The organism is Catenulispora sp. EB89 (genome assembly GCF_041261445.1).
In the GTDB taxonomy this organism is placed as follows: domain Bacteria; phylum Actinomycetota; class Actinomycetes; order Streptomycetales; family Catenulisporaceae; genus Catenulispora.
In genome coordinates, this window is record NZ_JBGCCU010000044.1 from 14,132 (window position 1) to 26,430 (window position 12,299).

Consider the following 12,299-nt stretch of genomic DNA (forward strand, 5'->3'; position numbering starts at 1 on the left):
GTGGACGAAGTCGACAAGCTCCGGTCATATCTGCGCCGTGCCGTCGATGACGCGCAGGCCCTGCGCCGGCGTACCCAGGAGCTGGAGGAGGCGGCGCACGAGCCGCTGGCCATCGTGGGCATGGCGTGCCGCTACCCCGGAGACGTCCGCAGCCCGGAGGACCTGTGGCGGCTGGTCAGCGACGGCGTCGACGCCATCAGCGGCTTCCCGACCGACCGCGGCTGGGACCTGGCCAGGCTGCTGGATCCCGGTCCGGAGCGCTCCGGGACCTCCTCGGTGGCCGTCGGCGGCTTCCTGTCCGAGGCGGCGGCGTTCGACGCCGGCTTCTTCGGCATCAGCCCCCGCGAGGCGACGGCGATGGATCCGCAGCAGCGGGTGCTGCTGGAGACCGCCTGGGAGGCGTTCGAGCGGGCCGGCATCGACCCGGACGGACTGCGCGGCAGCAAGACGGGCGTCTTCGTCGGCGCCACGAATCTCGAGTACGGCGCGCGGCTGCAGGACGGCGCCGAGGGCTTCGACGGCTACCTGCTGACCGGCACCAGCGCCAGCGTCATCTCCGGGCGCGTCGCCTACACGCTCGGGTTGCAGGGCCCTGCGGTGACCGTGGACACCGCGTGCTCGTCGTCGCTGGTGGCGCTGCACCAGGCGGCGCAGGCGCTGCGGCGCGGGGAGTGCGATCTCGCGCTGGCCGGCGGGGTCGCGATCATGGCGACGCCGGGCATGTTCGTGGAGTTCAGCCGGCAGCACGGGCTGGCCGCCGACGGCCGGTGCAAGCCGTTCGCCGCGGCCGCGGACGGCACGGCGTGGGCCGAGGGCGCCGGGCTGCTCGTGCTGGAACGGCTCTCCGACGCCCGCGAGCGCGGGCACCGGGTGCTGGCCGTGATCCGCGGCTCGGCGATCAACCAGGACGGCGCCAGCAACGGTCTGACCGCGCCGAACGGGCTCGCGCAGGAGCAGGTGATCCGCGCGGCGCTGGCCGCCGCGGGGCTGTCTCCGGACGAGGTCGACGCGGTGGAGGCGCACGGCACCGGCACCACTCTCGGGGACCCGATCGAGGCGCAGGCGCTGATCGCCACGTATGGCCAGGACCGGCCCGAGGACCGGCCGCTGTGGCTGGGGTCGCTGAAGTCGAACATCGGCCACACCCAGGCCGCCTCCGGCGTCGGCGGCGTGATCAAGATGGTCATGGCCATGCGGCACGGCGTGTTGCCCCGGACCATCCACGTCGACGAGCCCTCGCCGCACGTCGACTGGGCTTCCGGGGCGGTGGAACTGCTCACCGAGGCGCAGACGTGGCCTGAGACAGGCCGTCCGCGTCGGGCCGGCATCTCGTCCTTCGGGATCAGCGGTACCAACGCCCACCTGATCGTCGAGTCGGCCCCGGACGCCGACGCTGGAGCAGACCCCGACATCTCGGCCCCGGACACGCCTGACGTGGTGCCGTGGGTAGTGTCCGCCACCGACCCGCAGGCGTTGCGCGCCCAAGCCGCGCGGTTGGCGTCGTGGGCCGCCGGCGACGTGCCGATCGGCGCGATCGGCGCGGCGTTGGCCGGCGGCCGGGCCACGCTGGAGCACCGCGCCGTGGTCGTCGGCGCCGACCGGGACGAGCTCATCGCGGGCCTGCGCGCGGTCGCCGAAGGCACAAGCGCTCCGGGCGTGGTCACCGGCAGCGGCACGGCCGGCCCGGTCGCGTTGCTGTTCGCGGGCCAGGGCAGCCAGCGCCCGGGCATGGGCGCCGGTCTGGCGGCGGCGTTCCCGGTGTTCGCCGAGGCGCTGGAGGAGATCTGCCGGGTCCTGGATCCCCTGCTGGAGCACCCGATCCGGCCGACCATGTTCAGCGACCCCGACGGCGTGCTCGACCAGACCGGGATGACGCAGCCCGCGCTGTTCGCCTTCGAGGTGGCCTTCCATCGGCTGCTCTCCTGGCTGGGCGTCGGCGGTGACGTGCTGGCCGGCCACTCAGTCGGCGAGATCGCGGCCGCGCACGTCGCCGGGGTGTTCTCGCTGACCGATGCCTGCACGCTGGTCGCCGCCCGGGCCCGGCTGATGCAGGCGCTGCCCGAAGGCGGGGCGATGCTCGCGGTCGAGGCGGCCGAGGCCGAGGTGCGATCGCTGCTCGCCGCGGGTCTGGACATCGCCGCCGTCAACGGCCCTTCGCAGGTCGTGGTCTCCGGGACGCAGGCCGCGGTCGAGGCGATGGCGGCGGACCTGGACGCCCGAGGCGTGCGGAACCGACGGCTGCGGGTCAGCCACGCGTTCCACTCGGAGCTGATGGAGCCGATGCTCGCGGAGTTCGCCTCGGTCGTCCGGGGCTTGACGGTCGCCGAGCCGCGGATCGCGCTGGTGTCGGCGTTGACCGGGCGTCCGGTGCGGGCCGGGGAGATGACCGACCCGGCGTACTGGGTGCGGCACGTGCGCGAGACCGTGCGGTTCGCCGACGCCGTGCAGGCGATGCGCGACGTCGGCGCGCGCACGTTCGTCGAGGTCGGGCCGAGCGGCGTGCTGACGGCCACGGCCACCGCCGCCGTCGAGCAGGACCCGGCCGCGGACGTGGCGTTGCTGGCGCTGCTGCGCGCGGACCAGGACGAGGCGCGGGCACTGGTGACCGGGCTGGGGCGGCTGCACGTCCGGGGCGTGCCGGTCGACTGGCGGAACTACCTGGCCGGCTGGGACGCGCATCGGGTCGAGCTGCCCACGTACGCCTTCCAGCACCGGCGCTACTGGCTGCCGACCCCGGCCGCCACCGACGCGGACGGACTGGGACAGAGCTCTGCAAAGCACGGCCTGTTGGGCGCCGCGGTCGCGCTCGCAGGCTCCGACGAGGTACTGCTGACCGGCCGGCTGTCGCTGGGCTCGCATGCCTGGCTCGGCGACCACCGGGTCGGCGGGGCGGCGGTGGTGCCGGGGACGGCGCTCGTGGAGCTGGCGATGCGAGCCGGCGACGAGGTCGGCGCCGCCGGGGTGGAGGAGTTGACGCTGCGGGCGCCGCTGGTGGTGCCGGAACGCGGCGGCGTGCAGATCCAGGTCGTGGTCGGGGCGCCGGACGAGTTGGGTCGCCGGGAGGTAAGCGTCCATTCGCAGCCCACGGGTTCCGCGGTGGGCGATCCGTGGATCCGGCACGCTGAGGGCACGCTGGCGCCCGAGCCGGTCGTGGGTGAGCCGGTCGTGCCCGAGCCGGTCGTCGGCGGGAGCCAGGGTCCTGATCTGAGCCAGTGGCCACCGGCGGGCGCCGTGCCGGTGGAGCCGGATGCGGAGTTCGAGGACCTGGCACCGGCCGGTCTGCACTACGGACCGGCGTTCCGCGGCCTGCGAGCGGTGTGGCGGCGCGACGGCGAGCTGTTCGCAGAGGTCGAACTGCCCGAGGACGTCGAACGCTCGGGCTTCGGTCTGCACCCCGCCCTGTTCGACGCCGCGCTGCACGCGATGTGGTTCGGCGACCTCGTGGCGCGCCCCGACGCTCCGCTGCTGCCGTTCTCCTGGCGCGGGGTCTCCCTGCTGGCCACGGGAGCCACGACACTGCGCGTGCGGCTGGCCGCGGCCGGCGCCGACACCATCAGCCTGGACATCGCCGACGGCACCGGCGCTCCGGTGGCGACGGTGAACGCCCTGCACCTGCGGGAAGCGTCCGTCGACCAGCTACAGCGCGCCTCCGCGGCGATCGACGACTCGCTGTTCCGCATGGAGTGGTCGCCGGTTCCGGCCGGAGCACCGGAACCCGCGACGGGCCGTGCGGAGGGCGCGGGTACCTGGGCTGTCCTCGGCGACGATCCAGGGCTCGGATTCAGCGGGAGGTTCCCGACGTATCCGGACCTTGAGGCGCTGGGCGCGGCGGTCGAGGCCGGCGCGACAATGCCCGACTACCTTCTGCTGAGCTGCCTACCCGCGGATTTCGGCGTCGGCGAGCAGGTCGCGCACGCCGCCCGGCAGGCCGCGCACCGGGTCCTGGACGTGGTCCGGAGCTGGCTGCACGACCAGCGGTTCGCCGAGGCGAGCCTGGTGGTCCTCACCCGGCGGGCCGTCGCGGCCGGCGACCCGGCGGGCTCCCTGGACCTGGCCGCCGCCCCGGTGTGGGGTCTGCTGCGCACCGCATGCTCGGAGCACCCCGGCCGGTTCGTGCTGGCCGACGTCGACGAGGTCGCCGGATCCGGCGACCTGATCCTGGCCGGTGCGAAGCTCGGCGAGTTCGTGGTCCGCGACGGTGAGCTGCGCGTCCCCGGGCTCGCGCGGGCGACGTCGTCCGGCGCGCTTCAGGTCCCGCCCGGGGTGTCCGCCTGGCGGCTGGACGTCGCGGAGCCCGGAACCCTCGACGCGCTGCGCGTCATCGAGCGCTCCGATGTGTCCGGGTCCGGACCGCTCGGCCCCGGCGAGGTCCGGGTCGGGATCCGGGCCGCCGGCGTGAACTTCCGAGACGCGCTGAACGTCCTCGGCATGTACCCCGGCGAGGCTGGCCTGCTCGGGCTGGAGGGCGCGGGCGTGGTCCTCCAGACCGGTCCCGGCGTCCCCGACCTGGCGCCCGGCGACCGGGTGATGGGCTTGTTCCCCGGCGCCTTCGGGCCGGTGGCCGTGGCCGACCGGCGGATGCTGACGCCGATCCCGGCCGGCTGGTCGTTCGCCGAGGCCGCGACCGCGCCGGTGGTCTACCTGACGGCCTACCACGGCCTGGTCGACCTGGCCGGCCTGCGCGCCGGCGAGTCGGTCCTGATCCACGCGGCCGCCGGCGGCGTCGGGATGGCGGCCACACAGCTGGCCCGGCACCTCGGCGCCGAGGTCTACGGGACGGCCAGCCCCGGCAAGTGGGACGCGCTGCGGTCCTGGGGACTTCAGGGGGCGCACGTGGCCTCGTCCCGGACCCTGGACTTCGAGCCCGCGTTCCTGACCGCCACCGGCGGCCGCGGCGTCGACGTGGTCCTGGACTCCCTGGCGCGCGAGTTCGTGGACGCCTCGCTGCGGCTGCTGCCGCGCGGCGGACGCTTCCTGGAGATGGGCAAGACCGACATCCGCGACGCCGATCAGGTCGCCGCCGACCATCCGGGCGTCCGGTATCAGGCGTTCGACCTGATGGACGTGGGCCCGGACCGGATCGCCGAGATGTTCCGGGACCTGGCGGGGCTCTTCGAAAGCGGCAGCCTGCGTCCGCTGCCCTTCGCCACCTGGGACGTGCGGCGCGCGCCGGACGCGCTGCGGCACCTGAACCAGGCGCGCAACGTCGGGAAGGTCGTCCTGACCGTGCCCTCGGCGCCGGACCCGGACGGGACCGTGCTGGTCACCGGAGCCTCCGGTGCGCTGGGCGGGCTGCTGGCCCGGCATCTGGTCGCCGCGCGGGGTGTGCGCCGGCTGGTGCTGCTGAGCCGGCGCGGTGCCGCCGCCCCGGGTGCCGCCGAGCTGGTCGCCGAGCTGGAAGCGCTCGGTGCCACGGCGCGGTTCGAGGCCTGCGACGCCGCCGACCGGCCGGCGCTGGCCGCGGTGATCGCCGCGATCGGGCCGGACCATCCGCTGACCGGGGTGGTGCACGCCGCCGGGGTGGTGGACGACGGAGTGATCGGCTCGCTGTCCGCGCCGCGCCTGGACGCCGTGCTGCGGCCGAAGGTGGACGCCGCGTGGCATCTCCACGAGCTGACCCGCTGGCTCGACCTGTCGATGTTCGTGCTGTTCTCGTCGGTGTCGGGAACCTTCGGCAGCGCGGGGCAGGCGAACTACGCGGCGGCGAACGCGTTCCTGGACGCGCTGGCCGCTCACCGGCGCGGCCTCGGCCTGCCCGCCACCTCGCTGGCGTGGGGACCGTGGGCGCAGACCAGCGCCCTGATGGCCGCGATGAGCGGTGTCGACCACGAGCGCCTGGCGCGCGGAGGCATGATCCCGCTGTCCGCCGAGCACGGCATGGCGCTGTTCGACGCCGCCGACGCTTCTGGCGAAGCGCTCCTGCTGCCGGTCCACCTGGACCTCGCTCGGCTGCGAGCCGAGGGCGAGGCGGTGCGGCCGTTGTTGCGTCGGCTGGTCCGAGTGCCGGGCCGCCGACGGGCCGAGCAGGTGGTGCGCGCGGGACGTGCCGGTGGTGCCGGCACCGGTACTGAGGACTTGGCCGGCCGGCTGGCCGGACTGTCCGCCGAGCAGGCGACCGCCGAGGTCCTGGAGGTGGTGCGCGCGAGTGTCGCGGCCGTGCTGGGCCATGCCCGCGGCGACGCCCTGGATCCGCGACGCACCTTCCGCGAGTCGGGCTTCGACTCGCTGACCGCCGTCGAGCTGCGCAACCGGCTGGCCGCCGAGACCGGGCTCCGGCTGCCGGCCACGCTGGTCTTCGACTACCCGACTCCGGCGGAGCTCGGCGAGTTCCTGCGCGTGGAGCTGGTGGGTGACACGGTCGAGGTGGACGCGGCTGTGTCGCAGAACACGGCGTCATCCGTCGCCGCCGCTGATGCTTCCGCCGACACCGACCCTGATCCGATCGCGATCGTGGGCATGAGCTGCCGCTTCGCCGGCGGCGTCGAGTCGCCGGAAGGGTTGTGGGAGCTGGTGGCGCGCGGCGGCGACGCCATCGGTGCCTTCCCCGCCGACCGCGGTTGGGCCGAGGACCTGTACGACCCGGACCCCGGCGCGGCGGGCAAGAGCTATGCGCGTGAGGGCGGGTTCCTGTACGGCGCCGGAGACTTCGACGCGGCGTTCTTCGGGATCAGCCCGCGCGAGGCGGTGGCGATGGACCCGCAGCAGCGGCTGCTGCTGGAGGCGTCGTGGGAGGCGTTCGAGGACGCCGGCATCGATCCTGCGGGCCTGCGGGGGAGCCGGACCGGGGTGTTCACGGGGCTGATCTACCACGACTACGCGCAGGGTGGCGCCGCCACTCCGGGCACCGAGGGCTATCTCAGCACCGGTGGATCCGGCGGCGTCGCCTCGGGACGGGTGTCGTACACGTTCGGCCTGGAAGGCCCCGCGGTGACGGTGGACACCGCGTGTTCGTCGTCGCTGGTGGCGCTGCACTGGGCGGTGCAGGCGCTGCGCTCCGGCGAGTGCGATCTGGCGCTGGCCGGCGGGGTGACCGTGATGGCCACCCCCGACACGTTCGTCGACTTCTCGCGGCAGCGGGGCCTGGCGCGCGACGGCCGGTGCAAGGCGTTCTCCGACGACGCGGACGGCACCGGCTGGGGCGAGGGCGTCGGCGTGCTGCTGGTCGAGCGGCTGTCCGAGGCCGAACGCCGGGGCCACCGGGTGCTGGCCCTGGTGCGGGGCAGCGCGATCAACCAGGACGGCGCCTCCAACGGCCTGACCGCCCCGAACGGACCCGCGCAGCAGCGGGTGATCCGGCAGGCGTTGGCCAACGCCGGCCTGACCACCGCCGACGTGGACGTGGTGGAGGCGCACGGCACCGGCACCACGCTCGGCGACCCGATCGAGGCGCAGGCCCTGCTGGCCACCTACGGCCGCGGCCGGCCCGCGGACCGGCCGCTGCTGGTCGGCTCGGTGAAGTCGAACATCGGCCACACCCAGGCCGCCGCCGGGGTGGCTGGCCTGATCAAGATGGTCCAGGCCATGCGGCACGGCGTGGTGCCCGAGTCGCTGCACGTCGGCGAGCCGTCCTCGCACGTGGACTGGTCGGCCGGGGCGGTGGAGCCGGTCCGCGCGGCCACGCCGTGGCCGGCGGCGGGGCGGCCGCGCCGGGCGGGCGTGTCGTCGTTCGGGTTCAGCGGGACCAACGCGCACGTGATCGTCGAGCAGGCGCCGCAGGGCGCTGGTTCGGCCGCTGTGCCGGAGCCGGAGGCCGTGCCCGGGCCGGTGACGACGACCGACGGGGCGCTGCCGTGGGTGGTGTCGGCGAAGTTGCCGGGGGCGCTGGCGGAGCAGGCGCCGCAGGGTGCTGGTTCGGCCGCTGCTTCCGAGTCAGAACCCGTGCCCGGGCCGGTGACGACGACCGACGGGGTGCTGCCGTGGGTGGTGTCGGCGAAGTCGCCGGAGGCGCTGGCCGAGCAGGCGCGGCGGCTGCTGGCGCACCTTGACCGGTATCCGGAGGTCGCGCCGTCGGAGGTCGGGCACGCGCTGTTGGGGCGTTCGGTGTTCGAGCGGCGGGCGGTGGTGGTCGGTCGGGAGTCGGCTGATTTCCGGGGTGGGCTGGCGGCGTTGGCTGCCGGTGATCCTTCCGCGCATGTGGTGACCGGTGCTGCTCCTGGTCAGTCGAGCAAGACGGTGTTCGTCTTCCCGGGGCAGGGTTCGCAGTGGGTGGGCATGGGTGTCGGGCTGATGGGCTCGTCGTCGGTGTTCGCGGAGTCGATGCGGGCTTGTGCGGCGGCTTTGGAGCCGTTCACGGGCTGGGATCTGATCGAGGTGCTGTCTGGTGATCTTGATCGGGTTGATGTGGTGCAGCCTGCGTTGTGGGCGGTGATGGTGTCGTTGGCGCGGCTGTGGGAGTCGGTGGGCGTCACGCCGGATGCGGTGGTTGGCCATTCCCAGGGCGAGATCGCAGCTGCGCACATCGCCGGCGTGTTGTCGCTGGAGGATTCCGCTCGGATTGTGGCGCTGCGGTCGAAGTCACTTGCGGGTATTGCCGGACAGGGTGGGATGGTGTCGGTGCCGCTCCCGGCTGTCAATGCCGAGGAGCTGATCGCTCGCTGGTCGGGGCGGTTGGCGGTGGCCACGGTGAACGGGCCGTCGTCGACGGTCGTGGCCGGCGAGATCGCGGCCGTCGACGAGTTGCTGATCCACTGCGAGGCAGAAGGCATTCGGGCCCGGCGCATCCCGGTGGACTATGCCTCGCACACCGCACAGGTTCAGGCGTTGCGTGGCGAGTTGCTGGAGGTTTTGGCTCCGGTCGCGCCTCAGCAGGCGCGGGTGGCGTTCTACTCCACGATGGCCGGCCATGTCGGTGGTTCGATGGCTGACACCACGGTGATGGGTGCCGAGTACTGGTACGACAACTTGGCCAGTACGGTCGACTTCCACGCTGCTACTCGTGCTCTGCTCGATGACGGCCACTTGCTGTTCGTCGAGGCCAGCCCGCATCCGGTGTTGACCGGTGCGGTGCAGGAGACGGCTGAGGAGTATTCGGTCGCTGTCACCGGCACATTGCGCCGCGACGACGACAGCTGGGAGCGGCTGCTGGCATCGCTGGCCACGGCCGCGACCCACACCGCCGTCGACTGGGCCGCCTTCTACCCCGCGACCCGGCCGAGCCACCTCGGCCTGCCGACCTACCCCTTCCAGCGTCAGCGCTACTGGATCGAGCGCACCTCCGGCTCCGCCGACCCGCACAGCATGGGCCTGCGCGCCGCCGGACACGGTCTGCTCGGTGCGGCCGTGGTGCTCGCGGACGGCGAGGGACGCGTGTTCACCGGGCGCCTGTCGCTGCGCAGCCATCCCTGGCTGGCCGACCACGCCGTCCACGGCCCGCTGCTGCCCGGGACCGCGCTGGCCGAACTGGCTCTGCACGCCGGCGACGCCGTGGAAGCGCCGTGGCTGGAAGACCTCGTCCTGGAAGCGCCCCTCCTCATCCCGGCTTCCGGAGGCGTGCACCTCCAGGTGCACGTGGCAGCGGCCGACGACGAGGGTCGTCGAGTCTTGACCATCCACTCCCAGCCCGACGGCGGCGCTCCCGAGGACGCCTGGACGCGTCATGCCACCGGTGTCCTGACGTCGCAGGCGGCTGCCGTCCCGGACTGGGACGAGTGGGCCGGACCGGCGGTCTGGCCTCCGGCCGGTACCACCTCCGTATCCGTCGCCGACCTCTACGACCGCCTCGCCGACCTCGGCTATCACTACGGCCCGGCCTTCCAGGGCCTGACCGCGGCCTGGCGGGACGGCGACACCCTCTACGCCGAGGTGGCTCTCCCGGCCGACCTCGCCGACGCCGACCGCTACGGCATCCACCCGGCGCTGTTCGACGCCGCGCTCCATCCGATCGCCGCCACGGGGCCCGATCCGGACGCGGGCCAGGTCCTGCTTCCGTTCGCGTGGTCGGACGTGCGACTCCACGCCGTCGGCGCGCGCACCCTGCGCGTCCAGATCACTCCCGCCGACGCCGGCGCGGTGCGGGTCCGGCTCGCGGATCCGGCTGGACAACCGGTCGCCGAGGTGGCGGCGCTGGCGATGCGGCCGCTTCCGGTCGACGAGCCGGCGACGGCCGACGCTTCCGCGGTGACCGAGAACCTGTTCCGACTGGCGTGGACGCCGGCGTCCGCCACCGGTTCGCTCGGTGCGGGTCGGGTCGTGTTCCTCGGTCGGGATGTGCCCGAGGCACTGGTCGACGTGTGGCCCGACGCTGTCGTGGTCGCGAGCCGTTCCGAACTCACGGCGCTCGCCGCTGACGATGCCGTCGGCGTGCCGGACCTGGTCATCGCAACCGACCTGGTGGCGAATCCGGGCCTTGCCGAAGACGATGTCCCCGGCTCCGCGCGCGAGACTGCTGAGTACGCCCTGGAAACAGTGCAGGCGTGGCTGGCCGACGAGGCCTTCGCGGACAGCAGACTGCTGATGCTCACCCGGGGTGCGGTGACCGTCGGCGCCGAGCAGCGCACGGACCTCGCCTCGGCGCCGGTCTGGGGTCTGCTGCGCAGTGCGCAGACGGAGAACCCGGACCGCCTCGTGCTCGCCGACATCGACGAGGACCCACGCTCTCTGCAAGCCCTGTCCGCCGCGCTCGCAGGTGGCGAGGCGCAGTTCGCGGTGCGGGGCGGCGCGGTGCTGGTGCCACGGCTGGTCCGGGCCGATGGGTCGGGTGGCGTGGGTGGCGTGGGTGGTGCGGGTGGTGCGCTCATGCCGCCGCAGGGCGGCCGTACGCCGTGGCGTCTCGACGTGACCAGCCGTGGAACCCTGGACGCGCTGTCCCTGGTCCCGGCCCCGGAGTCGGCGGAGCCGCTGCTGCCGCACCAGATCCGGGTGTCCGTGCGCGCGGCCGGGCTGAACTTCCGGGACGTGTTGATCGCGCTCGGCGTCTACCCGGGCGCCGCCTCCATGGGCATGGAGGGGGCCGGGGTGGTCACCGAGGTTGGCGCGGACGTGGCCGGACTGCGGCCCGGCGACCGGGTGACGGGGCTGATGGCCGGGGCGTTCGGCCCGGTGGCGGTCACCGATCACCGGCTGGTCGTGCGGATCCCGGACGCGTGGTCGTTTCAGGACGCGGCGTCGGTGCCGACGGTGTTCGTCACCGCGTACCACGGCCTGGTGAACCTGGCCGGGCTGCGGCCGGGCGAGTCAGTGCTCGTGCACGCGGCGGCCGGCGGGGTCGGCATGGCCGCCGTGCAGCTGGCGCGGCATCTGGGCGCCGAGGTCTACGGCACGGCGAGCGCCGGCAAGTGGGATGCGCTGCGCGCGGCCGGGTTCGACGAGGACCACATCGCCTCCTCGCGGACGGTCGAGTTCGAGCAGCGGGTCCTGGCGGCGACCGGTGGCCGGGGCGTGGACGTGGTGCTGGACAGCCTGGCCGGGGAGTTCGTGGACGCCTCGCTGCGGCTGCTGCCGCGCGGCGGACGCTTCATCGAGATGGGCAAGACCGACCTGCGCGATCCGCAGGCCGTGGCCCAGGCCCATCCCGGGGTTGAGTACCAGGCATTCGACCTGGCCGCGGCGGCGCTCGCCGACCCGGAGTCGTTCCAGGGGATGCTGGCCGAGATCGTCGCGCTCTTCGAGCGTGCCGCGCTGACGCTCTCGCCGGTGCGGACCTGGGACATCCGGCGCGCCCCCGACGCCTTCCGCGTGCTCAGCCAGGCGCAGCACGTCGGGAAGCTGGTCCTGACCATGCCGCCGGAGTGGGACCCGCGCGGCACGGTCCTGATCACCGGCGGCACCGGGACGCTCGGCGCGCAGATCGCCCGGCACGTCGCGGCGACCGGCCGGGCCGGGCACCTGGTCCTGCTCGGCCGGCGCGGCCTGGAGGCCCCGGGCGCCGCGGAACTGGCCGCCGAGCTGACCGCGTCGGGCGTGGCGGTGACCGTCGCCGCGTGCGACGTCGCCGACCGCGACGCGCTGGCGGCGGTGCTGGACGCGATACCGGCCGAGCACCCGCTGACCGCGGTCGTGCACGCGGCGGGCGTCCTCGACGACGGCTTGGTCGGCGGGTTGACGGCGGAGCGGTTGCGGACCGTGTTCCGGCCCAAGGTCGACGCGGCCTGGAACCTGCACGAGCTCACCCGGGACCGGGGGCTGGCCGAGTTCGTCCTGTTTTCCTCGATGGCCGGTGTTCTGGGCAGTCCAGGCCAGGGGAATTATGCGGCGGCGAACGTCTTCCTCGACGCGCTGGCGGAGTATCGGCACGCTCAGGGTCTTGCGGCCACCTCGCTTGCCTGGGGTTTGTGGGAGCAGCGCAGTGCCATGACCGGGGA

General features: G+C 74.0%; 1 protein-coding gene (cut by a window edge). It reads left to right on the forward strand.

Translation table 11 applies throughout. The features are described 5' to 3' along the window. Window positions 1-12,299, forward strand: partial view of a type I polyketide synthase gene (locus tag ABH920_RS47980; protein ID WP_370356176.1) — the start only. It continues 17,134 nt past the right edge of the window; the window shows 12,299 of its 29,433 coding nt (coding positions 1-12,299); its start codon is at window positions 1-3; the stop codon falls past the right edge of the window.